Source organism: Candidatus Chryseopegocella kryptomonas, assembly GCF_001536065.1.
Taxonomy (GTDB): Bacteria; Bacteroidota; Ignavibacteria; order Kryptoniales; family Kryptoniaceae; genus Kryptonium; species Kryptonium kryptomonas.
This window is the reverse complement of record NZ_CZVW01000002.1, coordinates 68,998-93,741: the sequence shown is the minus strand read 5'-3', so window position 1 is coordinate 93,741 and position 24,744 is coordinate 68,998. Positions and strand designations below refer to the sequence as shown.

Below are 24,744 nucleotides of genomic sequence, written 5' to 3'. Positions count from 1 at the left end.
TAATTTGCTTTTCTCATTTTTAAATCCTACCTTGATCTCAGGTGCTATGTCCGGGGCGTGAAAAGGGTTCTTCAACTTGAGCCCAAGATTGAAATTTAACAAATTAAAATTTTTCAGGATGGAAAAATAATGAAGGAAAAAATTTTTTCATTTTTAACAGCATTAGCGCTCATTTTCAACTTTTCATTTTCACAAGTTCCAACACTTGGAAATGAATTCCCAATTGAAACAAGTTCTGATTCAACAATTGCTCTTTCCGGAGCATATGACTCACAAAAATATCTTATCGTGCTTCGCAAGGAACTATCAACTGGCGAAGCAGAGATAATTGCACAATTCCACTCAAAAATTGACAACTCTTTGATCCGCAATCCTATCGTTTTAGGAAGAACAAAAATAACAAAACAAAACTTTGACTACGGGATACCGCAATGCGCATTTGATGGTGATCGTTTTCTCGTCGTATGGACAGATGGAGAAAACGGAGGAATTAAATATCGTTTCATCAACGCTCAAACATTTGAATTGAGCAATTTATATTCAGATTCAACTTACCCTTGCTATCTTGGCGGAGTTTCAACACTTCATTTCAATCCGAATCTTAACAAATACTTTCTCGTGTCAATAATTAAAACCTCAAGCAGAGCAAATTACTTAACAGGTGTCTTTATACGACCTGATGGATTTATGGAAAATTCATTCCAAATTTCAAATATCCCATCAAGAAAGGAATTTTCCGTCGCTTATGGTAATTCTAAGTATCTTGTTTGCTTTACAAACGATGATAATGACTTTGAAGTTTGGGGGCAGATATTAAGTGAAAATGGTTCAGCAATTGGTCCGAGTTTTCTGATTGATGGGACTTCCGCACCAAGTGATAATCCTTTGTTTGTGGTTTACGATGGAACGAAATTTATTTGTTTATTTCCGGATGAAGAAGCGACGGGATGGAAAATTTATGCCAGATTTGTAAATCCAAATGGAACAGTTCCAAATCCAAAACAGCTTGTGACATCAAACGCCTGGGTCTTACCTTTCGCATTTGTCAATAACGACGAGATTCTTTTTGCTTGCACAAGTTTTGGAAATAATCCTGGCGTTATAGGTCGCTTTTTTGATCTATCTTTAAATCCAAAAAGTGATGAATTTGTTATATTTGAACCAAGCAATGGAAAAACACCGATGGGCAATTTTATAGTTCACGCAAATGATAAATATATTGTTTTCACGACAAGAGTTGAGTTTGCTTTTACGCCAGATAGCGAATTTTACCCGATAAATGGCAATGTCTATGGTAGGACAATTTCGCCAATTACAAGTGTTGTGATTCACGATGAAAAAGCATTTAAATTTGATCTTTCGCAAAATTATCCAAATCCATTTAACCCAGAAACGAACATAACTTTTTCAGTGCCGTTCAAAACAAATGCCAAGATTGAAATTTTTGATTTATCTGGTAAGAAGATTAACACAGTTGTTGATGATGTCTTTGAAGCAGGAACTCACACGATAAAATTCAAAGCAAATGGATTGCCCAGCGGAGTTTATATTTACAGAATTCAAGCGGGGGACTTTTCCAGCGCAAGAAAGATGATTTTGATTAAGTGAATTAGCAAATTCTCGGGAGTTGTTCTCCAGCAAGCATATCAACAACTCTTTTACCACCAATTGCGGTTTTCATAAGGACAACTCCCGGATGTTCTTCAGTTATTTCACCGATTATTTTTGCTTCCCTGCCAAGTGGATTATTTCGCATTGCTTCAAGAACTTTTTCTGCATCTTCAGGGGCAACGACAGCGATTAATTTGCCTTCATTTGCAACATAAAGTGGATCAAGCCCAAGCATTTCACACGCTGCTTTTACTGGCTCAGGGACGGGGATTTCAGTTTCCCATATCTCAACTCCAAGATTTGAAGATTGAGCAAGTTCATTGAGCGAGCTTGAAACACCACCGCGAGTTGGATCACGCATCCAGTGAATGTTTTTACTCACAGATAAAATATCCTGAACGAGAAAATTTAACGGTGCGGTATCGCTTTCAATTTCTATTTCAAATTCTATCCCTTCACGCCTTGATAAAATCGCAATGCCATGAAGTCCAATTGGACCGTTTATCAAAATTTTATCTCCGGGTTTGACCTTACGAGGTGAAATTTCAACATCGTGTTCAATTACCCCGATGCCAGATGTATTTATAAAAATTTTATCTCCTTTGCCTTTTTCAACGACTTTGGTATCTCCGGTAACCAAAATCACACCGGCTCTTTCACAGGCTTTTTTCATGCTCTCAACAACTGCACAAAGTTCAGATAAAGAGAAACCTTCTTCAAGTATAAATCCAGCACTTATAAAAAGCGGTCTTGCTCCGCCCACAGCAAGATCATTAACAGTTCCATTCACCGCAAGTTCTCCGATATTCCCGCCCGGGAAGAAAATTGGGTTAACAACATAGGAATCGGTTGTAAAAGCGATTTTAACTCCATTTACATTTACAATCGCTTGATCGCCGAGTTCAGCAAGATATGGATTTTGAAAAGCGGGGAGAAAAATATTTTTTATAAGTTCAGCAGTTAATTTGCCACCGCTTCCGTGTCCGAGAAGAACTTTATCATAATTTGAAAGTGGCGCTGGGCAATTTAAATTAAACTCCGAAGCCATATGAAAATTTTTGTTAAGTTTTTAATCTTCCATAATTGTAATAAGCTGCGCATGCTCCTTCGGAAGAAACCATTGGTGCACCAAGCGGATTTAAAGGCGTGCAAAGAGTTCCAAAAGCTGGACAATCACTTGGCTTTTTCACACCTTGAAGAACATAGCCACTTATACAAATTTGCGATTCTTCTGTGTTAATATCTGCAACCGTTGAAAAAACTTTTTCTGCGTCAAACTCTTCAAATTCTTTTTTCAATTTAAACCCACTTTGCGGAATTAAACCTATCCCACGCCATTTCATATCAGCAATTTCAAAAACTTTAAATATCAACTGCTTCGCCGGGATGTTGCCCTCGCGCCTTACGGAACGAGTATATTGATTTTCAACCTCATAACGACCTTCTTCAAGTTGTTTAATCAGCATAAAAATCCCCTGCAAAATATCAACCGGCTCAAATCCAGTTACGACAATCGGAACTTTATATTTTTTCGCTATTGGCTCATATTCTTCGTATCCCATCACAGTGCAGACATGACCTGCGGCGATGAAACCATTTATCATATTCCAGGGCGATTCAAGAATTGTAATCATAGCTGGTGGAACACGGACATGAGAAACAAGGACGAAGAAATTTTTTAATCCAAGCTCCTTTGCTCTCCAAACAGCCATCGCATTTGCTGGCGCAGTTGTCTCAAAACCAATTGCAAAGAAAACAACTTTTTTATCCGGATTTTTTATCGCAATTTTAACTGCATCAAGTGGAGAATAAACAATCCTCACATCTGCCCCTTCCGATTTAACAGTGAATAAATCTTTCTTTGAACCCGGAACTCTTAACATATCTCCAAACGAACAGAATATAACCCCAGGAGTTGAAGCAATTTCAATTGCCTTATCAATTATTTCAAGAGGTGTGACACAGACGGGGCATCCTGGACCATGAACAATGTTAATTTTATCAGGCAACATTTCATCAATTCCATACTTTATAATCGTATGAGTTTGACCACCGCAAATTTCCATAATCGTCCACTCACGCGTCGTTATCTCATGAATTTTTTCAACATAAGCTTGAACAAGTTTTAAATCCCTGTATTCATCAATGAACCTCATTTTTAATCTCCAAGCTCACTTTTCAAAAATCCCATTTTTTCAAGATAATAAAGCATCTCTTTTGCTTCCTCCTCATTCAATTTGCTTATCCCAAATCCAACATGCACGACCGTGTAATCTCCAATCTGCGCATCCGGGATATATTCAAGGCAGACGGTTTTGACAACACCGCCAAAATCAACTTTTCCCATTTTCAGCCCATTTTCTTCAAAAATTTCTATTATCTTTCCCGGCACTCCAAGACACATTGGACTTTCTCCACAGTTAATTTTTAAAAGAACAACCAAGAATAAATTAATAAACTCAAATCAAAAAATAAAGGCGAGCCGAAGCTCGCCTTAACATTTTATATTCTACCCCATAAATCCTGAATCTGACGAAGCAACACGGTTGGATCTGTTGAATGAGGTGCGTTTGTGGGATCAATTATATCAAGTTGAAGGGCGGAATTTTGAAAATCACCAAGTGTATAATACGACTGCGCAAGGACAAGACGAAGTCGTTTGTAATAAATACGTGAATCATATTCAAAGACATAATTCTGATTTACATTCAAAACTTCAAGTGCTCTCTGTATAGCAGATGGGAATTCATTAAGCGCGTGATGAACAAAAGCAAGCCCAGCTTTTGAATTTAAACTTACACTGGTTGAAACACTTTGATGAGCAAGTGAATTCAAAAAATCGTTTTTAGCAAGAGCAAAGTCCCTATTAAATGCCCTCGTCCATCCACGACCACATTCAGCTTCAGCTTGTAAACTATCATATCTTGAACTTGTTCGGGCAAGTGAAATAGCTTGATCAAATTTTGATAATGCATCGTTGTAATTTTTATTTCTGAAAGATTGCCATCCAGATTGTATAAGCGAGATAATTTGATTTATAACCGCATCTCCAACGCCTGTTAATTGAACTGTCTTTGGTGAACTTAAATTCGTCGCATTATGACTTATTGAAAGCGTCCCGTTATATGTTGCTCCCGCCGTCGGAGAAAATCTCACATAAACATATATTGATTCGCCCGGCGCTAAACTAAATTGAGAACCACTCATAAGAGAAAAACCATCTCCGCTTACGGTTATACTTCCGGTCAAATTCCCACTTGAATTTCTCTCATTTTTTATCATCAACCTCATCTCTTTGAAAGAATTAACAGCAACAGCTCCAAAATCAATTACACTTGGAGAAACATTCATATAAATTGTTTCGCTCGGTCCTGTCGTTGCTTTCTTACAACTTGAAAACAAAATGAGAAAAGAAAGAGTAAGCAAAAAACTTAACAAGCCGAAATTTCGGGATTTGAAAACTTTCAACATCTTTCTGTCTCCATTTTTATTTTGCCAAAACCATTTTCATTGTTTTATTAAAACTCCCAGCGGTCATCCTGTAAAAGTAAATTCCCGACGGGACAACTTTTCCAAAATTATCCTTACCATCCCAAACGACGGTGTATCTTCCAGCGTTTCTGAACTCATTTACAAGTGTTCTGACTTCCTGCCCTATAACATTGTAAATTTTCAAAGTGACAAATTCATCTTTCGGAAGATCAAAAGTTATGCTCGTTGATGGATTAAATGGATTTGGATAATTTTGATAGAGTTCAAATTTATCCGGGATTTCAACCGATCTCGTGGTTTCAACCGAGGTAACCTCGCTTTTTCTGGTCACGATAAAATGACCAAGCTTGTTGATCTCCGCACTGATCAATTGTCCCGAGTTTGAAACCGTTGAATTCAAACCAACCCATTTCGTCCCGTCCCAATATGCAATCACGAGTTCTTCGGGCGGAATTGAAGAAATTTTAGCTGGGTCAAGATAAATCTTCAAGATCGCTGGTTTATTCAATTCATATCCAACGGGACTTAATGTGTAAATTTGACTTAGCTTTGTTCTTATGGAATTTTCAATTTCATCATTTAAAACATCTGAATTGCCCGCAAAAGCAATTACATAAATGTTATCTTTCAAAGAATTACGCCCAAATTCAGCTTCCATTTTTCCATCTGTTGAAGTTATATAACCACCCGATACTGATTGCAGAAACTGAACATTGAAAGTGTAAGCCGTGTCGGAGTAAATAAATCCATATTTTGTCGTGCTTCTTACCCTTATCTCAATCGTTCCACTTGATGTCAGTGTTACATTATTATCAACGAAAACTTTCTCATTTGAATTCGGAACCGGTTGGAAATTTAATGTTTTCACATTTGAACCTTGCGTCAGCGTTCCTGATAAATTATTTTTGTTCAATTTGCTCGGACTTGCGACAAACACATCAAGTTGTTCGCTGAAAATTGGATTCTGGAAAAATCCAACAATAAGTTGTGGCTTCGTCGTATCCATATACGCAAAAACAGCGCGCATCATCATATTCCAGCCCCTTAACGGTATCAAAGTGCCACCACTTTGCACTTGAAGATTCTCCATCGGAATCCATTGATTTGGATTGTTTGGATGAGTTGGTCCAAAGAAAGCATAAGTGTAATTTGTCTTCGTTGTGCTGTCCATTCCGACATAAGTTCCAATTGTATCATTTTCAGTGAAACCAATGTAAATTGTCCCAAGATTCGTAAGTTGTGATGCGTAAGGAGTTAAATCAATTGTCAAAAATTGTCCATCATAACCTGGTCTATTAGTTGAAAACAAAAACGTGATTATGTCATTCCCCGGAAGACCTCCATTATCGGACCAGACATGGAAGTAAAAATCTTTTGGAGCATTTGCTGGCACAGTTGAGCCGGAAAATTCCTGTGCAAACGCTGCAAGTATCTTTGCATACAAAAGTTGATTTGTTCTAACTTCCGGAATAAACTTGACAGCCCAACCATAATCAACACTATTATTTCCAAATCCGAGAAAATTCGCCTGCCCTGCAAATCTGTCCGGAGTTCCATCATCATAAGCCGTCTCAACATAAAATGCAACCTGTCTTCCCTGAGAAGTATATGAATAAGTTGCATTTGTCGGACCAGTGTTCATAACAACAAAAACAACAGTGCTAACTGTCGTTCCAAATTCCGGAACTTGAAATTGTGTTCCAATCGGAACATCAACAACTTGCTTTATAGATGAGCCAAGTTTTATCGCCTTGATCTTAACAAGCGATGAACTTGTGGTAAATGTAACTTTCAAAGATTCACCAAAAGCAAAGACAATATAATCAACCGCATATCCCCAAATGCTTTGATTTGTCACATTTACATTCGGATCATTGTGATAATTTGCTTCTTTCGGGGTTCCAGGAACTGGATAAAGATAACCATAAGCTGGATCAACATTTTTATCTTTGAGATAATTTGCAACGAACCAGTTTGTCAAAATTTGTATAAAATTTTTTCCTTTTCTTGAAAAAACATTGTCATATCCCGTGGTACCATTAGCTGGCTCTTGAACAATTTGTTTCAAAACATCGTCCCCAAGTTGCTCCGTGTAGTAAAGCGTAAATAAAGCAGCTCTTTCATAATCAGCAAGGACATTCCCACTTATATTATTCCAATCAAAAAGCGGAACATCTGTGTTATTAAAGTATCTCAAAGGAACTCTCAATGGATAACCGCATATTACCTCAGCAACTTCGGATAAACCTTCATTTACAAATGTTGCTTCATCTCTATCGTAATTATAATGAATCAAATGCTGATATTCGTGGGCAAGCGTGCTTAGAGGTCTTTGTGGGTCTCTCGTATTGTTATAGTAAATTCCCGGGTATGAAACAATGTAAAGCATATCTCTTCTATTGCTCCCAGCGGTATCAGTTTGATCCCATGAAAAGAAAAATCCAGCGACATAGCTTCCGCCCGGTTGCCATCCATCTTTTATATCGGTTATCAAAAAATCTGTCTTACCATCACCATCTTTATTTGGCGGATTTCCAAAATATTGATGATCAAGCGAAACAATTCCCTTGTTTGGGTCTCTTGAAGCTGAAGGAGTTTGATTTTCAAGAGCATTTAAAATTGCATCAACTTCAACTTGGCTCACATGACCATTGCTTAATTCAGTTGTATCAACCCAAACCTGCGTCAAATTTCCAATCGCCCTCAACTCAGCAACAATATAATCAAATTGCCCGGTTGTAAGATTATAAACATAAAAATTTCTTCTCGTCCCGATAGTGTCAGCACTTTTTACAGGAGTAGTTTTTTCAATCGTTGATTTTATCATCAAAGAATAAAGTTCGGGGTTATAAATTCTTGTGTTTTCAAGCGCACGCTTTCCAACCTCATCGTTCAAAAAGATTGTCCCGCATATTGGAGTCCCAATTTCAGATTCAAAATTATCCAACGCCATCTTTGTTATCCCAACCTTTTCTAAATTTTGCCCGAGAGCAAAATTCAATAAGAATAAACCAAGTAAAATAAATTTTACCCTCATCCTGCCTCCGTTTGTTTATTTTGATATGACTTTAAAACTCTTGACAAAAATTTTCCCCTTCTCCATTCCAGCTGTCTCGGTTTTTGTAACTTCAACCACAACGACATTGCCTTGATTTTTCCAAAGCTCGCCATAAACCGGAGAATTTTTTGAAATCAAATAAACTTTTCCATTTTCACTTTGAATTGCAAGTTCAGTAAATGGCTCATTTCCCGACACATAAATTTTACCTTTCACAGTGAAAGATTCCCCAATTGAGCCAGCAACATAACATCCAAAAACGAAAATTAATGTCATAAAAATTAATCTCATTAAGCCCGTCTCAATTTTTTGAAATCACCGTGAAAAGAGCTGAAAGCTCAAAAGAAATATAAAAAACAAAACCAACAATATCAATTTTATTCCGAGCGTTGTGATATAGCTCAAACCGTGTGGAATAAATTTAAAAAGCACGAAACAAAGTCCCGTCACAAATGCGATTTTTAATAACTTAGCATATTCATATTTGACAGGATAAATTCTTTGAACTATTAAAAAAAGCGAAACAGCCATCACAAAATAACTTACAAAAGTTGCCCAAGCAGCCCCATACATTCCAATACTTGGTATTAAAGCATAATTTCCGATTATATTTGCAATCGCCCCTAAACCTGTGATGTATGGAAGATATTTCGTTTTCTTTTTTATGTAAATTCCTGCTATTAAGTTAACATAGATTCCGTTGAAAAGATAACCAAGCAAAACAATTGGGACAATTCCAAGCCCGACCCAGTAATCGGGATGAATTATGTGCCTTCCCAAAATTTTTATCCTGACAAAATCATCAATGAAAAAAGAAACAAAGAGAAATAGAAACGAAGCAAACAGAACAAAATATGTCATAACTTTTGAGAAGATAAGTTTCGCATCTTCACGCCCAGCGTTTTTCAAAAAGAAAGGTCTCCAAGCATAATCAAACATTGAAACAAAAAGCATCATAAAAATCCCAAGCCGATAATTCGCCTGATAAATTCCAACGGTTGCTTCATCGGTCAATGCTTTCAAAATTGGACGATCAATCACCTGAATAACCATCGCAGAAAGCCCAGAAGGTATATACGGAAGCCCAAATTTCAAAAGTTCAATGTAAAGATCTTTCAAAAATGAGATAGAAAAATTTCTCAAAATCACCGGGATTAGAAGAACAAAAGTCGTAGCAGAAGCAACGAGCCCACTTATGAAAATTCCATAAACACCGAGTTTGAATTTTAAGAGCAAAAAGATATTTAAAGCGACATTAACAAGTATGTTAATTACTTTAATCGTTGAGAACGCCAGCGCTTTCCCCTCAAGTCGCAAATATGCAAGCGGAATCAAACAGATCGCATCAAAAAACAAAATCCACGCAGAGTATTTTATGCAAATTGAAAATTTCTCAGATATTCCAATGACTTTAGCGACTTCATTTGAGAAAAGATGAATCAGCGACGAAAAAATTAAAGATGTGAATAAAACCGAAATAAACGGCGTGCTGAAATTTTCCCTCTTATCGCCTATTTCAAGGGATGAAGCATACCTCAAATAAGCAGATTCCATTCCGTAGGAATAAATAACATTCAAAAAAGCAATGTATGCGTAAATCGTTGTGACAATACCGTATTCATCTGGTTTAAGAACATTCGTGTAAAATGGAACAAGGATAAAATTTAAAAATCTCCCAACGATCGTACTTATCCCGTAAATAGCGGTCTCCTTGCCTAATTGCTTTATCTGAGCAAACATTTAATAAAGTTTTAACTTTTACCACACAATGTGGGACTCAGCGTGATAAGAACTTCTCACAAGTGGACCTGATTCAACATATTTAAATCCCATCTCAAGCCCGATTCTTTTCAACATTTCAAACTCTTCTGGCGAAACATATCTATCAACGGGGAGATGCTCTTTCGTCGGTTGAAGATACTGTCCAAGCGTCAAAATATCAACATCAATTGCTCTTAAATCCCTCATCACCTCAATGACTTCATCTGTCCTTTCACCTATTCCAAGCATCATTCCAGTTTTCGTCACAAGCCCGTGCTTTTTACAGTAATCAAGAACTTTTAAACTTCGTTCATACTTTGCCTGCGGTCGGACAATTTTGTAAAGTCGTGGGACTGTTTCAACATTGTGATTTAAAATATCTGGCTTGGCTTCAATAACCAAATCAAGCGCAGATTCATCACCTTTAAAATCGGGTATCAAAACTTCAACTCTACATTCAGGAACAAGTTTTCTTATTTCTCTTATTGTTTCAGCGAAAATCCACGCTCCCCCATCTTTTAGATCATCTCTATTTACGGAAGTAATAACTGCGTGTTTTATTCCCATAAGTTTTACCGCTTGCGCAACTCTTTTCGGCTCTTCAAGATCAAACCATGTTGGCTTCCCCGTCTTCACAGCGCAAAATCCACAACTTCTCGTGCAAACATCTCCAAGTATCATAAATGTAGCAGTTCCCCTTGACCAGCATTCAGACATATTCGGACATCTTGCTTCCTCGCAAACAGTGTGAAGTTTGTGCGAGTCAACAATTTTTCTCACATTCATAAATGATTCATTAACCTGAAGTTTTATCCTGAGCCAGTCGGGTCGTTTCTCTTTTATTTGCATAAGATTTGTGTCTTTGTTTTAACTTCACATAAAGTTAAGAAATTTTGGTTGAGAAATGAAATTTTTGTTTTTCAACGCAAGGGTTTAAATTCAAAATAAAAAAACATGCTTAGATGAAGTCATTATCTTTTAGCGCAAATTTGTTTTTGGTTTTGATTGCGATTCTGTTTTCAATATCAGTTGCCCTGCTTTCATATTATAAAATTTCAATTGCCGAAAGATTGAAAAAATTAACTCTGCTAACTCTCATAAGAGCAAGCGCAGTTTTCTTAACTTTTCTCTTAATTGCCGAACCGATTTTAACCTTGATCATAAAATCTGAGAAACCGCCAACAGTTGCGATTTTGATTGACAATTCAAAAAGTATGGGAATAAGAGACGGACTTGGGGATAGAAAAAAGATAACGCGTGAGATTGTGGAAAAATTAACAAAAATGAACATCCCGGGGGATAAAAAATTTTTCACTTTTGCAACAGATGTCAGCGAAAAAGAAAATATAATCCCAGATTCATTGACATTTTCAGGTGGATTGACCGACATAACAAAAGCGTTGAAAAAAGTTAAAGAGATATCCGAGAAAGAAAATGTTAAGTCAATTATACTTGTTTCAGATGGTGTTTATAACTCGGGCGAAAACCCGGTTTATTTCAGCGATAAAATGCAAATCCCGACTTTTACGGTTGGCGTTGGCGATTCAAGTGTTCAAAAGGATTTGAAAATCGTTGATGTCATCGCAAACGATGTCGCATACACAGGTATGGAAACACCTGTTATGGTAAAAATTGAAAGCTCCCAATTTGAAGTTCAAAATGTCCAAGTTTCTCTATATGATGAGAAAAAGGAAATCGCAAGAGAAAAGATAACATTAAGTCCGGGAATAAATCAGCAAATTGTTAACTTCAAATTTGTCCCGCAAGAAGAAGGAATGAAAAAATTTACGGTCAAAATCCAGCAACTTCCAAACGAGATAAGCTATCAAAACAATCAAAAATCTTTCTATGTCAAAGTTTTGAAAGGGAAACATAAAATTTTAATTTTAAGCGGTGCCCCAAGCCCTGATCTTGCATTCATCAAAAGAGTTATAGCAGAAAACAAAAACTATGAGATAATTTCTTACATTGAGAAAAGGGGTAAAGATTTCATTGAAGGAAATTTTGATTTTAAAAAAGCAGAGGAATGCGACGCCATCGTTTTAATCGGATTTCCCGTGAAAACATCAGATGTTGAAGTGATAAACAAAATAAAAGAAATCATCGCTTCCCGAAATAAACCAGTTTTGTTCGTGATGAGCAGAAACATTGATTTTGAAAGGTTGAAAATTCTATCAGAATTTCTTCCGTTCAGATTTTCACGAACTCTTGGAGAAGAAGAAGTGATAAATCTCTCTATAACCGAAGACGGGCGAAATCATGCAGTTATGGATCTAAGGGATAAAAATCATATTTGGAATCTTTTACCACCGATATTTAAAATTCGTGGTCTCTTTACACCATCTGCTGGCTCAATTGTTTTAGCAAAAGCAAAATATCAAAATTTTGACTCAGATGATCCGCTAATCCTTGCGAACAATCTTAACAATAGAAAAATGCTTTCAATTTTATGTTATGGGATATGGAGATGGAAACTTTTAACTGCTCAAAATGAAGAATTTTCTGGCGTTTTTGAAACTTTTATAAACAATGCAATTAGATGGCTTCTTTCACCTGCGGAAGAAGAATTTGTTAAGTTTAAAATTGCAAAAAATTTTTTCAGCGAAGATGAAAAAGTTGAGTTCTCTGCTCAAGTTTATAGCGAGGATTATTCACCGATAAACGATGCTGAAATAAAAGTTAAAATTTTAAATCAGGAAAACGGGGAACAGATTGGGGAGATAAATCTTGAACAAATAGGAAGCGGGATTTATTCTGGAGGTATCCAAATTCAAAAAGGTGATTACAGATATGAAGCCAGCATTTTAAGGCGTGGTAAATTACTTAAAAATTTCTCTGGGCGATTTACAGTTGGAGAAACAGAAATTGAATTTTTAAAAACGCAAATGGATGCGGGTTTGCTCAGAGAAATTGCGCAGAGAACTGGCGGAGTTTTCATCACGAGTGAAAAAATTGACATTTTAACAGAGTTAATTTCATCTCAACCAAATTTCAAACCAGAGATCGTTGAGAAAAGAGATGAATTTATCCTGTGGTCAAGGTTTGAGCCGTTAATTGCAATTATCATTTTGCTTTCAATTGAGTGGTATCTAAGGAAAAGATATGGGCTTGCTTAGATTATTCAGAACGTGGATGAGCAAGTTTATACGCTTTTTTAAGATGTTCAACCGTTACATGTGTATATCTTTGAGTTGTTGACAAACTTGAATGCCCAAGGAGTTCCTTAACAGCCATTATATCAGCGCCGTGATTCAAAAGATGAGTTGCAAATGAATGTCTCAGCACATGTGGACCTTTCCTTTCAAGGTCAGCAACTGCGGAAATATACTTGCTCACGATCTCATAAACTTCGGATTTCGTAATTCTTTTCCCGCTTTTTGAGACAAAAAGGGCTTTTTTATCATCTTCACTTTGTTCATTCGTTGTAAAATTGTCCCTGATTTTAAGATATTCCCTCAATGCTTCTCTTGCTTTCCTTCCAAATGGAACAACCCTAAACTTTCCACCTTTACCCAGAACTTTGACCGTTTCATTTGAAAAATCAACATCATCTATGTTTAATCCACAAAGTTCGCTTACCCTCACGCCTGTGCTGTAAAGAAATTCAAGCAAAGCCCGATCCCTCACACCTTCATCTGTTTTTAAATCTGGAAGATTCATCAACTTTTCAATTTTGTCTTCTTCAAGAAAAACAGGAAGTGACTTTTCGGTTTTGAGCGAGAATCCTATGGTTGGATTTGAAGGGATGATTTTAAATTTTACAAGGAACTTGAAAAAGGATTTAACTGCGGATAACTTGGCGGAAATACTTGTCTTCTTCAAACCTTTTGAATGAAGATAAGCAAGATAATCTCTTATTAGCGATCTATCAATTTTTTGGACATCAGCTTTTCCACGAAGATTAAGGATGAAGGAGTAAAACTCGTAGAGTGCGTCTTCATATGCTTCAATTGTTCTTTGCGAGCAATTTTTTTCAATGTCAAGGTATTCAAGAAATTTTCTTATTTCGTTTTGCATTTTGAAAACACTTGACTTTTAACAAAAAAGATATTATATTTGTGTTAGGTAATGAAGGAGTTTCCCTCACCCAGGGTATCCCCCGCCCTGGGTTCCCCCGCAGGGCAGGTTCCCCCCCGCCTGCCCTTTCCTTCTTACCTTTTTCACGGAATCAAAACAGCAGCTGCTACAACAGTCGTCCATAAACCAGTTTTATCAACTATCGCTGATTGAGTTATATTAAATGTCCTAACAATTTTCCCGCTCATCTTCCATACCTGCTCACGTTCATCCCAACTTGTGTTTGGATCAAATTCAAGCCCAAGCGTTGTAGCGAGCATCGTCGCTGCAAGGTCTTCCGCATATTCACCTGCTTTATCGTCCGTTTGACCAAAAGCGTGATGCTCGGATAAGTATCCAAATTGTTCTGAATCAGCTGGGATTGCAACACCAATTGAAGCTGCGATTAAACGATTCGGCTCATTGCTTGATTCCTGACTTATCACAACATGCACAATTTGACCGGGTTTAAGATATTCAAGTCCCTTATTTTTGGGGATTATCTTGCAACCGGGCGGAAAAATGCTTGAAACACGCACAAGATTAAATTGTGCGATCCCTGCATCTCTTAAAGCCATCTCAAAGCTTGTAAGCTTCTCCTTGTGGCGCCCTACTCCTTTCGTCAGGAACATTTTTGTTGGGACATACAATTTTGCTTTCCCTCCTTTGATTTAATTTTTAATTTTTGGTTTTATCTTCAAAAATTTTCTCTTTCCAACTTTTAAGACGAAAGATTTATCAAGCTCAACCTGCGCATCAATATCGCCTATTTTAGACCCATCAATGCTTACACCACCAAGTTGAATCAATCTCTTTGCTTCACTCTTTGAACTTGCAAGCCCAGTCATAACGAGAAGTTCAACAACTCTGATTTTTTGCTCTTCAAGATCAATTTCAAATTCATCAATTTCTTCCGGAATCTCTTTTCTGACAAAAATTTTGTCAAATTCTTCCTGTGCTTTATTTGCTTCATCAACTCCGTGATACATACGGACAAGTTCCCACGCTAACCTACGTTTCAGATCTCGTGGATTAACATTTGGATCTTGAAGTTGTAATTTTATTTTTTGAATCTCTGCTGGTGGAAGATCGGTTGTTAAAAGAAAATAATCGTAAATAAGTTCGTCCGGGATTGACATCGTCTTCCCATACATTTCAAATGGAGGATCGTTAAGCGCTATGTAATTATCAAGTGACTTGCTCATCTTTTCAACGCCATCGGTTCCAACAAGAAGTGGCATTGTTATTATAACTTGTGGTTCCTGTCCGAATTCCCTTTGAATATCTCTTCCAACGAGAAGATTAAATTTCTGATCCGTTCCACCAAGTTCAACATCTGCTTCAATTGCTACAGAATCCATTGCCTGTGCAAGTGGATATAAAAGTTCATGAATGCTAATGGGTTCCCCTGATTTGTATCTTTTGCTGAAATCATCTCGTTCAAGCATACGTGCAACCGTGTATTTGCTCGCAAGTCGTATCACATCTTCAAAAGTCATTTTCCCAAGCCATTCGGAGTTATATCTTATTTCAACTCTTTCGGGAAGTAAAATTTTCTTCGCCTGTTCAAAATATGTCTGTCCATTGATTCGTGTTTCCTCAAACGAAAGTTGCGGTCTCGTTTTGCTTCTTCCCGATGGATCGCCAATCATAGCTGTGAAATCACCGATGATCAAGACGGCGATATGTCCAAGTTCCTGAAAATGTCGTAATTTTCTTAACACAACAGAATGCCCGAGATGAAGATCTGGTTTGGTCGGGTCGCAACCTAATTTTACTTTTAATGGTTTCCCCGTTTTGATTGAGTTCTCAATTTTTTTAACAAGTTCATCTTCTGGAATTATCTCAACAACGCCGTGTTTAATTAAATCCATTTGCTCGTTCAAACTGGGAAATTTCAATTCATCAAGTTCAAATTTTGTTTTTAAAACTCACTCACGATATTTATCCGCATATTTTCGTTTTAATTCTCTTTGAAGATCTCTTTCTGCAATGTCCTCTTTCTTTTCATACTTTCTCTTTCCACGCACAAGTGCAAGTTCAACTTTCGCTTTCCCATTTTTAAAATAAACTTTCAAAGGTATCAAAGTTAAACCTCTTTCCTTCACCTTTGTCGCAAGGCGAATTATCTCATGCTTGTGAAGAAGAAGTTTTTTATCCCGCAAGGGGTCGTGATTGTGAATGTTTCCGTATTCATAAGGGCTTATATGCATATTTAGAAGCCAAACCTCTCCATTTTTAATTATCGCATAACTATCTTGAATGCTCACCTTTCCCTGTCGCAAAGATTTAACCTCTGTTCCTTTCAAAACAATCCCTGCTTCAATTGTTTCAAGAATTTCATAATCGTGATGCGCCTTTCGGTTCGTCGTCACAATTTTAATTTTGTCTTCCATCAGAATTCGGAAATAATTTTAAAAAAATCAAATTCCAAAATCAATTTTTCATTCCTCACTTTTAACCTCAATCAAAATCACACGATATGAAATTAAAACATCAATCCCAAGAAAGCAAACACCACACAAGACCAGAAAAAGCCCAACCACGAAAAGATAAAGCGGAATCTCACGCACAAACGAACCAGCAAAGAATATGTTCAAAGCAATAGCAAATGAAGTCAAAACAAAGAAAATAGCTGCACTTATATGACACAACATTGCATTCCTTATATACCAGATTCTTCTAACGAGAATATCAATTTGATTCTTTATGCTTAAAAACCGAACATTTTCCGTATATTCAAGCTCACCACGATTTATTAACTCCCTCACCAATCTCCTTCTTTCATCATTTAACAATCTAACTCTGTTGACTAAAGTTGAATGCCTTGCGTTCAAACCAGATAAAAAGAACGCACTTGACGAAATCATAACAGCTGGGGATAAAATTGCCTGAATGGCTTGCGTGACAGTCAAAGTAAATTGCGTCTCCATTACAATTCTTGTTCGCTGTTATATTTGACGATTGAAAATATATCATAATTCTTCAAACGCTCTCTCCCATTTAAAAAGCTCAACTCAATCAAAAAGCAAATTCCGACAACTTCACCACCCAAACGTTCAATCAATTTACACGCTGCGGACACAGTTCCACCCGTTGCAAGAAGGTCATCATGGACAAGGACTTTATCTCCGGGCTGAATTGCGTCAATATGAACTTCCATTGCATCCGTTCCATATTCAAGTTGATATTCTTGACGAATTTTTTCAGCTGGCAATTTTCCGGGTTTTCTAATTGGAACAAAACCAGCGCCAAGCAAATAAGCAAGCACAGAGCCGAAAATAAAACCACGTGATTCAACACTTACAACTTTATCAATTTTCATGTCTTTGTATTTTTGATAAAAAGTGTCAACAGCAAGCTTAAATGCTTCTTTGTCCTTTAAAAGTGTCGTTATGTCCCTAAAAACGATGCCTTCTTTGGGAAAGTTTGGAACGCTTCTTATAATGCTTTTGAGTTTCTGGCTCACTTCCAGAAGTTGCGTCTCGTTCATCTTTCACCACCTAATTTTTTCTTTTTTAAGGAACGATTCTATGCCTTTTTTACAATCTTCGGTCAATCGGGAAATTGAATTCATACTTTTCGCATACTCAATCGCCTGTTCAAGACCCATAGAATATACATTTGAAATCATCTCTTTTACAAATTTAACTGATTCAGGGCTAACCTCGGAAATTAAATCATTTGCAAATTTAAGTGTAAAGTTCTTTAATTCAACATCTGGAACAGAATAATTTGCAAAACCGATCTCAACTGCTTCATCAGCGTTGATTATATTGCCACGAAGCAAAAGTTCTCTTGCTTTTCCAGGAGCAATTCTTCTCAAAAGGAAAACCATCACAATTGCCGGAATGAACCCAATTCTTGGTTCCGTATATCCAAATTTTGCATTTTCTTTTGACGCAATTATAAAATCACAAACGCTTGCGAGACCACATCCACCCGCAAGAGCAAAACCATTTACCATCGCAATTGTCGGTTTGGGGAATCTGTAAATTTTCAAATATAAATCGGAAAGTTTTTCTGCGTCAATGTAATTTTCATAAGAGTTCAAATCCGAAATCTTTTGTATGTATTCAAGATCAGCTCCGGAACAAAATGAGTTCCCCGCTCCTGTTAAGATGACGCATCTTGTTAAATCATCTTTAAGAGCAATTTCAAAAGCATCTCCAAGTTCTCTGATTAACTCCGGATTTAAAGCATTCCTTTTCTCCGGTCTGTTAAGCGTAATGATTGCAACTCTTTCGTTGACCTCGTAGATGATTTGGTTGAACAATTTTTGAAATTTAAATTTGTTTTCAGCAGTTTTAAAATTACTTATTCTTGACGATAAAGTCAATTTTCAATTGAGCAAAAATTTGCTTTTTAAAATCCCCAATTTGTTTCACATCAAACAAAGACAAAAACAACACATATATTCACACCTTCGCAGATGGACAGTATTTGCTAATTTTACATATCCCACACTTTGGTTTTCGTGCTTCACAAACATATCTACCGTGCTCGCCTATCAAATGAGAGAAAAGCGTCCATTTATCCTTCGGAACTATTTCCATCAATTCAAACTCAATTTTATCTGGATTTTTACTCTTCACAAGTCCAAGTCGTGCAGTGACTCTCTTTAAATGCGTATCAACAATTATCCCTTGCTTGCCGAAGGCATTTGCAAGAACTGCGTTTGCTGTCTTTCGCCCAACGCCAGGAAGTTCAACAAGTTCTTCAAGCGTATCTGGAACTTGCCCGTTGTATTTTTCAACAAGAACTTTACAGCAATTTTTTATTGCTTTTGCTTTGTTTCGGTAAAAACCAGTTGGCTTTATCTCCTGTTCAAGTGTTTTAATATCAGCGTTTGCGTAATCTTCCGCAGTGCGATATTTTTTAAAAAGATATTCGGTGACTCTGTTAACTCTTTCATCTGTGCATTGTGCTGCTAATATCGTCGCAACCAAAAGTTCAAGCGGATTTGAAAAGTTTAAATGCGTCTTTGCATCTGGATAAAGTTTTTTCAAAATTTGAATTATCTTGCGAACTCTTTTTTTCTTATCTTGCAATGTCTCTTTGGCAAATGCGGATTTTCCCTTCACCATTTTTACTCCTGAAATTGTTTTCGTTCATTTTGCAATGGCTCAATTTTAGAATTAAGCATAAGTTCGGGCTTAAACTTTTCATCCTTTATAAGAAGTTCTTCAACAACTTTTCCATTTAGAAGATGCTCGTTTATGATTTTATCAATGTCAGATTCGCTTACCCCACCATACCATATTCCTTCGGGATAAATTACAACACTAATTCCATATTCGCACGCATCAAGACAACCAGCGGAATTGACACGAACAAATTTATTTAAGCCAAGTTCAGCAATTTTCTTTTTAAATTTATCTCTAAAATTTTCCGAACCTTTTCCACCGCACGAACCTTTCGGATGTTCGGGCGGGCGAACATTTGTGCAGACGAAAATATGTTTTTTGTATCTCACCTTTCAATTTAATTTTGTTTTTGTTAAGTTTTTCTCAAATCAATCATCAAAACAACATCACCGTTTCTCGTTCCCCTGCTTGAAAGCGTCTCATCGTTTCTATATTCAAATCCCTGCGTCAAATTAAAAAGCACAAAATCTTCAACAACTCCATCGCCATTATATATCTCGCTTATAATCCTACTCATAAGTTCATCAACTTTAACTTCATCGTCAACTTCATATCTGTAAATCTCTCCCGAGAGTCCTTTTCCAACCGCAATTGTAATTTTTGTCATTTTACCAGTAAGAAGTTTTTATTCTGACATCGCCATAAACTTTAACCGCACACGCAAGCCGTTCATCCTGCGAAAAATTTTTCTCCTTCATCAATTTCATTTCATCAAAATCTGGCTCGGATAAATTTTCCGCTCCTTCAATTATTTGAACACGACAATGACCGCAGATTTTATCGCCATTACACGATTCCGCAATCGGGATTGAATTACTTTTTGCGACTTCAAAAATTGTCTTCCCTTCTTCACATTCAATTTTAACTCCAAGCGGTGCGAAATCAATTACAGGCATAAATTTTTGACCTTTGATTTGAATTTACCCAAAAGCAAAAAATAATCAAAGTTTTAAATCTTTTTCGCAACTATCACAACATAGCCCATCCATTTATCACCACCTTGATCAAGATAGACGCTCACTTCGTGTTTAAACTTCTTAACTTCCTTAAACTCGCTCTTCGTAAATTTTCTCTCTTTAAGAGAACTCTGAATTATCTTCTTAAACCTTGAATAATAAACTCTCAACTCATCGCTTATATCTTTAACAAAGGTCGGCTCAAAACCATAATCCTTCAAAATTTTTATCTTCTCATCAAGCGTTTCAATTTCTCCACCTTCAACATACCAAGCATCTTTAACATAAGTTGGAACAGGCGTTTTCTTCCAGTAAAAGTCAGCAATTCCGATGAAAGAATCTTTTTTCAAAACTCTGCGAAACTCTTTCAAAATTCGGCTCTTTTTATACTGACTTAAAATTCCCTCGCTTATTATCAAATCAAAAATCTCATCTTCAAAATCAAGATTTACAGGACTCATCATTTTAACTTTGACTTTATCATCAAGACCTGCTTCAGCAATTTCACTTTTTGCGTCAAAAACAACCTGTGGTATTTCATAAATTCCGTAGATATGGCAATTAAAATTTTTCGCAACATAAACGACGCTTTCTCTTAAATTAACGCTTGCGATTAAAACATTCATTCCATCTTTTATTTCAACTTTTGAGCAGATAAGTTTTGTTGAGTTACTTCCCCCAAGCGTTGGCAATTTCTGAACAGTTTTGGATTTCATCTTTAAAAGAGAAGTTTAAGATTTGCATATTTGACAAGCAAAAGTTTTCGTCCGTGATTTTCAAAATCAACCATTGCCCTCATATTTTCTCCGTTTCCAGAAATATCAACGACAACGCCACGACCGAAAAATTCATGTTCAACAAGCGAACCAATTTTTAAGCCGAAAACATTTGTCTTTTTAACTTTATGCTCTCTTTTTTCATCTTTTGACTTATGAAATACAACGATATCAAATGGAATTTCATCAAGAAATCTTGACCTTTTTTGATTGAAGATATTTCCCGCCCTCATTCTTTCGTTCGCATAAGTGAGATAAAGTTTTTTCATCGCTCTTGTTATCCCGACATAGAAAAGACGCCTTTCTTCTTCAAGTTCTCTAAAATTATAAAAAGAACTCGCAATCGGGAAAAGACCTTCTTCAAGTCCAGTTATAAACACAACTGGAAATTCAAGTCCCTTCGCACTGTGAAGCGTCATTAAAGTTATAGCATCACGTTTGTTTTCCCAAGTGTCAATATCAGCAATTAAAGAGACCTCTTCAAGAAATTTTTCAAGACCGCCATCTTCTGGATTTTCATTTGAAAACTCGGTTATAGCGGATAAAAGTTCTTCTATGTTTTCAATTCTCTGCTGTGCCTCTGGCGTTCCCTCTTCTTTGTAAAATCTGATAAGCCCGATGTCATCAACAAGTGCCCGTGCAAGTTCGCCAGCGCTTATTTTATCCTTCAAGTCAATGTATTTCTGAATAAGATTGCAAAAATAAAGAACATTTCTTCTTGCTCTGTCCGTAAGACCTGGAACTGCATAAGATTTACACATTGCTTCAAACATTGACAAACCTTTTGCAATTGCGAAAGCTCTTATGCGTTCAATTGTCGTATCACCAATACCACGATTTGGGAAATTTACAATTCTTAACAGGCTCTCATCATCTTTTGGATTTACGACGACTTTTAAGTAAGCGAGTAAATCCTTGACTTCTTTTCTCTTATAAAATGCGACGCTTCCAACTATCGTATACGGGAAACCCTCACGCCGAAGAGCATCTTCAAACAATCTTGATTGTGCATTTGTCCTGTAAAGTATAACAAAGTCCCGAAGATTGTATTTGTTTTTTCTTATCTCCTCTTTTATAAAATGAACTACTTTTTCAGCTTCGTCTCTATCATCTTTACATTCAATGACGACGATCGGCTCACCTTCGCTGTTTTCAGTCCATAGGTTTTTTAAAATTTGCTCTGTGTTATTTTTTATAACAGAGTCAGCTGCACGAAGGATTTTCTTTGTTGAGCGATAATTCTGTTCAAGTTTAAAAATTTTGCAATCGGGAAAATCGTTTTTAAAATCAAGTATGTTCCTTATCTCCGCACCACGCCAGGAGTAAATGCTTTGAGCATCGTCACCGATCACACATAAATTTCTATGCTTTGCGGAAAGCATCTTCAAGAGTATGTATTGAACACGATTCGTGTCTTGATATTCATCAACAAGAATGTATTTGAAACGATTTTGATATTTTTCAAGGACATCTGGATGATTTTCAAAAAGTTCAACTGCTTTCATCAAAAGGTCGTCAAAATCCATCGCATTTCTCTGAAAGAGCGCTGTCTGATAAAATTTATAAATCTGTGCAATTTTTTGATCAAATTGATTTTCAACAACACTTGCAAATCCATCTGGGCTGACGAGAGCATTTTTAATCGCACTTATCTTTGCTTGTGCAAGCGATGGGCTTATGTTGTCTTCGGAAAAGTTAAGTTCTTTTATCACACTTTTTATCAAACTCAAACTATCATCCTGATCATAAATCGTAAAACTTTTCGTGTATCCAAGTTTTTCAGCTTCCTGTCTCAAAATTTTAGCAAAAACAGAGTGAAAAGTCCCAATGACCACATTCTTAGCAACATCTCCGACAAGCTGGACCGCTCGCTCTTTCATCTCGTTAGCTGCTTTATTCGTGAAAGTAAGAGCAAGTATCTCATAAGGTCTGACACCAAGCGACAGAAGATAAGCAATTCTGTAAGTTAGAACACGTGTTTTACCACTTCCAGGTCCAGCAAGAATTAAAACAGGTCCATTTATCCACTTTACAGCTTCCCTTTGCTCTTTGTTAAGGTCTTTCAAAAAATCCCTCATTTTTAAAACTTTAAATTTTACTTCAAAAACTCTCGCACTGTTTTTGCTATGCTTTTGGCATCAAGCCCATATTTTTCGTACAACGCTTTCGGGCTTCCCGACTCACCGAACTTTTTTATACCAATCCTTTTAACTTTGACAGGATAATTTTCAGATAAAACTTCCATAACAGCTGAGCCAAGACCACCAACAATGTTATGATCTTCAACTGTGACGATCCTTCCAGTTTCAATTGCACATTTAATCACAAGTTCTTCATCAATTGGTTTTATTGTGTGGATATTCACAACTCTTGCGCTTATGCCATCTTTTTCAAGTTCTTCAGCTGCAAGAAGAGAATTGAAGACAACCCCGCCCGTTGCAAAGATTGTTACATCTTTACCATCCTTTAAAACAACACCTTTCCCGAAGTTAAATTTATAATCAGGCGGATTGACATCTTCAAGAGCTTGGCGAGTTAATCTCAAAAATACAGGACCTTCGTGCGTTGCGATATATTCAACCGCCTGCTTCGTCTCAATATCATCGCAGGGTTGAACAACCGAGACATTTGGAAGAGCACGCATAAGAGCAATATCTTCAAGCCCCATTTGGCTGTAACCATCTTCACCAATTCCAATTCCTGCGTGTGTTCCAACAAGTTTCACATTTGCATTTGTGTAAGCAACAGACATTCTAATTGTTTCGTATCTTCCAATCAAGAAGCATGCGAAACTGCAAGCAAATGGAATTTTTCCAGCAAGAGCAAGTCCAGCTGCTGTTCCAATCATATTTTGTTCAGCTATCCCCATTTCAAAAAATCTTTCGGGAAATTTCTTCGCAAATTTTATTGACATTGTTGATTTTGAAAGGTCTGCATCAAGAACAACTATATCTGGAATTTTTTCGCCGAGTTCTTCAAGTGCTTCTCCGAATGAAACACGAGTTGCTTTAGCTGGCATTATTTTACCTCCATCTTTTGTGATAAAAGTTCATTCAATTGTTCTTCAAGTTCTTTTAGTGCAATTTTCGTCTCCTCATCATTTGGAGCTTTACCGTGCCATTCGTGATTATCTTCCATAAATGAAACTCCTTTGCCTTTAATTGTGTGCGCAACTATAAATGTTGGCTTGCCTTTAATAAGTTCGGCTTCATCCAGAGCAGAAAGAATTTGCTCAAAATCATGTCCATCAATTTCAATCACATTCCAGTTAAAAGCTCTAAGTTTATCAACCAGTGGTTCAATGTTCATAACATCTTTGACATATCCATCAATTTGACCTTTGTTATAATCAACGATTGCACACAAATTGTCAAGTTTAAATTTTGGAGCAGACATTATCGCTTCCCAAACCTGTCCCTCTTGCATTTCACCATCACCGAGAAGACAATAAACACGATAATTTTTCTTATCAATTTTCCCAGCAAGAGCGATACCCTGGGCAATTGAAAGACCCTGTCCAAGTGAGCCAGTTGAAGCTTCAACATAAGGCAGATCAAGTCGGGATGGATGTCCCTGAAGCCGTGAATTTATTTTCCTCAGTGTGAAAATTTCTTCATAAGGAATAACTCCACGATGTGCTAAAACTGCGTAAAGAGCTGGCACACCATGACCTTTGGAAAGTATGAAACGATCTCTATCAGGGTCAAGTGCGTTTTCAGGGGTTCTTTTGATCTTTTCCCAGAAAAGGGCAACGAGAATTTCAACGCAGGAGAGAGAACCACCAGGATGACCTGAGCCAGCAAGATTTAACATTTTTATTATGTCAATTCGTATCTTCGTTGCGATGATCTTAAGATCAAGGATTGAGTTTTCCATCTGTCAAGTTA

General features: G+C 36.8%; 25 protein-coding genes. 2 read left to right on the top strand and 23 right to left on the bottom strand.

All coding sequences use genetic code 11. The features are described from left to right. The first annotated feature begins 129 nt into the window (after positions 1–129). Positions 130–1,608, top strand: coding sequence for a T9SS type A sorting domain-containing protein (locus AWW83_RS01125; RefSeq protein ID WP_092347145.1), 1,479 nt, complete (start codon positions 130–132; stop codon positions 1,606–1,608). 1 nt (position 1,609) lies between these two features. On the opposite strand, the gene hypE is transcribed toward AWW83_RS01125, so the two are convergent. The 8 genes from hypE to lipA form a co-directional block, all read right to left on the bottom strand. Beyond that, positions 1,610–2,659 (bottom strand): hydrogenase expression/formation protein HypE, encoded by a 1,050-nt coding sequence (hypE, locus tag AWW83_RS01120; RefSeq protein ID WP_092347142.1) that lies wholly within the window; start codon positions 2,657–2,659, stop codon positions 1,610–1,612. Positions 2,660–2,672: 13 nt separating this feature from the next. Beyond that, positions 2,673–3,767, bottom strand: a complete 1,095-nt coding sequence (hypD, locus tag AWW83_RS01115) for a hydrogenase formation protein HypD (protein ID WP_092347138.1) — start codon at positions 3,765–3,767, stop codon at positions 2,673–2,675. A gap of 2 nt (positions 3,768–3,769) precedes the next feature. Next, on the bottom strand, positions 3,770–4,015 hold the full coding sequence (locus AWW83_RS01110; protein ID WP_092347135.1) for a HypC/HybG/HupF family hydrogenase formation chaperone: 246 nt from the start codon (positions 4,013–4,015) through the stop codon (positions 3,770–3,772). Positions 4,016–4,113: 98 nt separating this feature from the next. After that, on the bottom strand, positions 4,114–5,082 hold the full coding sequence (locus tag AWW83_RS01105) for a choice-of-anchor D domain-containing protein (RefSeq protein WP_092347132.1): 969 nt from the start codon (positions 5,080–5,082) through the stop codon (positions 4,114–4,116). Positions 5,083–5,098: 16 nt separating this feature from the next. Next, complete coding sequence (locus tag AWW83_RS01100; RefSeq protein ID WP_092347129.1) at positions 5,099–8,140, bottom strand: FlgD immunoglobulin-like domain containing protein; 3,042 nt, start codon at positions 8,138–8,140, stop codon at positions 5,099–5,101. A gap of 15 nt (positions 8,141–8,155) precedes the next feature. Continuing rightward, positions 8,156–8,452 carry a hypothetical protein gene (locus AWW83_RS01095; protein WP_092347126.1) on the bottom strand — a complete coding sequence of 99 codons (297 nt, stop codon included), beginning with the start codon at positions 8,450–8,452 and terminating at the stop codon, positions 8,156–8,158. Positions 8,453–8,476: 24 nt separating this feature from the next. Further along, positions 8,477–9,901, bottom strand: coding sequence for a lipopolysaccharide biosynthesis protein (locus AWW83_RS01090; protein WP_092347123.1), 1,425 nt, complete (start codon positions 9,899–9,901; stop codon positions 8,477–8,479). An 18-nt stretch (positions 9,902–9,919) separates the two neighbouring features. Continuing rightward, positions 9,920–10,771 carry a lipoyl synthase gene (gene lipA, locus AWW83_RS01085; protein WP_092347120.1) on the bottom strand — a complete coding sequence of 284 codons (852 nt, stop codon included), beginning with the start codon at positions 10,769–10,771 and terminating at the stop codon, positions 9,920–9,922. 113 nt (positions 10,772–10,884) lie between these two features. On the opposite strand from lipA, the gene AWW83_RS01080 reads away from it, so the two are divergent. Continuing rightward, the gene (locus AWW83_RS01080; protein ID WP_092347117.1) at positions 10,885–13,038 is read left to right on the top strand and encodes a vWA domain-containing protein; all 2,154 of its coding nucleotides are present in this window, start codon (positions 10,885–10,887) and stop codon (positions 13,036–13,038) included. 1 nt (position 13,039) lies between these two features. On the opposite strand, the gene xerC is transcribed toward AWW83_RS01080, so the two are convergent. The 15 genes from xerC to AWW83_RS01005 form a co-directional block, all read right to left on the bottom strand. Further along, a complete protein-coding gene (gene xerC / locus AWW83_RS01075; RefSeq protein WP_092347114.1) occupies positions 13,040–13,939 on the bottom strand; it encodes a tyrosine recombinase XerC in 900 nt (299 codons plus the stop codon). A 143-nt stretch (positions 13,940–14,082) separates the two neighbouring features. Continuing rightward, positions 14,083–14,628 (bottom strand): pyruvoyl-dependent arginine decarboxylase, encoded by a 546-nt coding sequence (locus tag AWW83_RS01070; protein WP_255301274.1) that lies wholly within the window; start codon positions 14,626–14,628, stop codon positions 14,083–14,085. Between the two features lie 21 nt (positions 14,629–14,649). Further along, positions 14,650–15,852, bottom strand: coding sequence for a tyrosine--tRNA ligase (tyrS, locus tag AWW83_RS01065; RefSeq protein ID WP_092347369.1), 1,203 nt, complete (start codon positions 15,850–15,852; stop codon positions 14,650–14,652). A gap of 57 nt (positions 15,853–15,909) precedes the next feature. Beyond that, the gene (gene smpB, locus AWW83_RS01060; protein ID WP_320409419.1) at positions 15,910–16,377 is read right to left on the bottom strand and encodes an SsrA-binding protein SmpB; all 468 of its coding nucleotides are present in this window, start codon (positions 16,375–16,377) and stop codon (positions 15,910–15,912) included. A gap of 45 nt (positions 16,378–16,422) precedes the next feature. Then, positions 16,423–16,911: a DUF2721 domain-containing protein gene (locus AWW83_RS01055; RefSeq protein ID WP_092347108.1), complete on the bottom strand. Its 489-nt coding sequence runs from the start codon at positions 16,909–16,911 to the stop codon at positions 16,423–16,425. After that, the gene (locus tag AWW83_RS01050; RefSeq protein WP_092347105.1) at positions 16,911–17,471 is read right to left on the bottom strand and encodes an adenine phosphoribosyltransferase; all 561 of its coding nucleotides are present in this window, start codon (positions 17,469–17,471) and stop codon (positions 16,911–16,913) included. Before AWW83_RS01050 ends, AWW83_RS01055 begins: the two co-directional genes overlap by 1 nt. Before the next feature lie 3 nt (positions 17,472–17,474). Further along, a complete protein-coding gene (locus tag AWW83_RS01045) occupies positions 17,475–18,254 on the bottom strand; it encodes an enoyl-CoA hydratase/isomerase family protein (RefSeq protein WP_092347366.1) in 780 nt (259 codons plus the stop codon). Positions 18,255–18,396: 142 nt separating this feature from the next. Further along, complete coding sequence (gene nth, locus AWW83_RS01040) at positions 18,397–19,065, bottom strand: endonuclease III (RefSeq protein WP_200753981.1); 669 nt, start codon at positions 19,063–19,065, stop codon at positions 18,397–18,399. Positions 19,066–19,067: 2 nt separating this feature from the next. Next, positions 19,068–19,454: a (2Fe-2S) ferredoxin domain-containing protein gene (locus AWW83_RS01035; protein WP_092347102.1), complete on the bottom strand. Its 387-nt coding sequence runs from the start codon at positions 19,452–19,454 to the stop codon at positions 19,068–19,070. Positions 19,455–19,477: 23 nt separating this feature from the next. Beyond that, on the bottom strand, positions 19,478–19,732 hold the full coding sequence (locus AWW83_RS01030; protein ID WP_092347099.1) for a hypothetical protein: 255 nt from the start codon (positions 19,730–19,732) through the stop codon (positions 19,478–19,480). A 1-nt stretch (position 19,733) separates the two neighbouring features. Next, positions 19,734–20,021 carry a 2Fe-2S iron-sulfur cluster-binding protein gene (locus AWW83_RS01025; protein ID WP_092347096.1) on the bottom strand — a complete coding sequence of 96 codons (288 nt, stop codon included), beginning with the start codon at positions 20,019–20,021 and terminating at the stop codon, positions 19,734–19,736. 53 nt (positions 20,022–20,074) lie between these two features. Beyond that, the gene (locus tag AWW83_RS01020) at positions 20,075–20,797 is read right to left on the bottom strand and encodes an SAM-dependent methyltransferase (protein WP_092347093.1); all 723 of its coding nucleotides are present in this window, start codon (positions 20,795–20,797) and stop codon (positions 20,075–20,077) included. A 2-nt stretch (positions 20,798–20,799) separates the two neighbouring features. After that, positions 20,800–22,935 (bottom strand): ATP-dependent helicase, encoded by a 2,136-nt coding sequence (locus tag AWW83_RS01015; RefSeq protein WP_092347090.1) that lies wholly within the window; start codon positions 22,933–22,935, stop codon positions 20,800–20,802. Between the two features lie 17 nt (positions 22,936–22,952). After that, positions 22,953–23,876 (bottom strand): transketolase family protein, encoded by a 924-nt coding sequence (locus AWW83_RS01010; protein ID WP_092347087.1) that lies wholly within the window; start codon positions 23,874–23,876, stop codon positions 22,953–22,955. Continuing rightward, positions 23,876–24,733, bottom strand: coding sequence for a transketolase (locus tag AWW83_RS01005; protein ID WP_092347084.1), 858 nt, complete (start codon positions 24,731–24,733; stop codon positions 23,876–23,878). The genes AWW83_RS01010 and AWW83_RS01005 overlap by 1 nt, the downstream gene beginning before the upstream one ends. Between the last annotated feature and the right edge of the window lie 11 nt (positions 24,734–24,744).

What these genes read in the sequence shown, in the direction of transcription:
- AWW83_RS01125 (WP_092347145.1), top strand. Translation starts at nt 130, where the DNA reads ATGAAGGAAAAAATTTTTTCATTTTTAACAGCATTAGCGCTCATTTTC.
- hypE (WP_092347142.1), bottom strand. Translation starts at nt 2,659, where the DNA reads ATGGCTTCGGAGTTTAATTTAAATTGCCCAGCGCCACTTTCAAATTAT.
- hypD (WP_092347138.1), bottom strand. Translation starts at nt 3,767, where the DNA reads ATGAGGTTCATTGATGAATACAGGGATTTAAAACTTGTTCAAGCTTAT.
- AWW83_RS01110 (WP_092347135.1), bottom strand. Translation starts at nt 4,015, where the DNA reads ATGTGTCTTGGAGTGCCGGGAAAGATAATAGAAATTTTTGAAGAAAAT.
- AWW83_RS01105 (WP_092347132.1), bottom strand. Translation starts at nt 5,082, where the DNA reads ATGTTGAAAGTTTTCAAATCCCGAAATTTCGGCTTGTTAAGTTTTTTG.
- AWW83_RS01100 (WP_092347129.1), bottom strand. Translation starts at nt 8,140, where the DNA reads ATGAGGGTAAAATTTATTTTACTTGGTTTATTCTTATTGAATTTTGCT.
- AWW83_RS01095 (WP_092347126.1), bottom strand. Translation starts at nt 8,452, where the DNA reads ATGAGATTAATTTTTATGACATTAATTTTCGTTTTTGGATGTTATGTT.
- AWW83_RS01090 (WP_092347123.1), bottom strand. Translation starts at nt 9,901, where the DNA reads ATGTTTGCTCAGATAAAGCAATTAGGCAAGGAGACCGCTATTTACGGG.
- lipA (WP_092347120.1), bottom strand. Translation starts at nt 10,771, where the DNA reads ATGCAAATAAAAGAGAAACGACCCGACTGGCTCAGGATAAAACTTCAG.
- AWW83_RS01080 (WP_092347117.1), top strand. Translation starts at nt 10,885, where the DNA reads ATGAAGTCATTATCTTTTAGCGCAAATTTGTTTTTGGTTTTGATTGCG.
- xerC (WP_092347114.1), bottom strand. Translation starts at nt 13,939, where the DNA reads ATGCAAAACGAAATAAGAAAATTTCTTGAATACCTTGACATTGAAAAA.
- tyrS (WP_092347369.1), bottom strand. Translation starts at nt 15,852, where the DNA reads ATGGATTTAATTAAACACGGCGTTGTTGAGATAATTCCAGAAGATGAA.
- AWW83_RS01055 (WP_092347108.1), bottom strand. Translation starts at nt 16,911, where the DNA reads ATGGAGACGCAATTTACTTTGACTGTCACGCAAGCCATTCAGGCAATT.
- AWW83_RS01050 (WP_092347105.1), bottom strand. Translation starts at nt 17,471, where the DNA reads ATGAACGAGACGCAACTTCTGGAAGTGAGCCAGAAACTCAAAAGCATT.
- nth (WP_200753981.1), bottom strand. Translation starts at nt 19,065, where the DNA reads ATGGTGAAGGGAAAATCCGCATTTGCCAAAGAGACATTGCAAGATAAG.
- AWW83_RS01030 (WP_092347099.1), bottom strand. Translation starts at nt 19,732, where the DNA reads ATGACAAAAATTACAATTGCGGTTGGAAAAGGACTCTCGGGAGAGATT.
- AWW83_RS01025 (WP_092347096.1), bottom strand. Translation starts at nt 20,021, where the DNA reads ATGCCTGTAATTGATTTCGCACCGCTTGGAGTTAAAATTGAATGTGAA.
- AWW83_RS01020 (WP_092347093.1), bottom strand. Translation starts at nt 20,797, where the DNA reads ATGAAATCCAAAACTGTTCAGAAATTGCCAACGCTTGGGGGAAGTAAC.
- AWW83_RS01015 (WP_092347090.1), bottom strand. Translation starts at nt 22,935, where the DNA reads ATGAGGGATTTTTTGAAAGACCTTAACAAAGAGCAAAGGGAAGCTGTA.
- AWW83_RS01010 (WP_092347087.1), bottom strand. Translation starts at nt 23,876, where the DNA reads ATGCCAGCTAAAGCAACTCGTGTTTCATTCGGAGAAGCACTTGAAGAA.
- AWW83_RS01005 (WP_092347084.1), bottom strand. Translation starts at nt 24,733, where the DNA reads ATGGAAAACTCAATCCTTGATCTTAAGATCATCGCAACGAAGATACGA.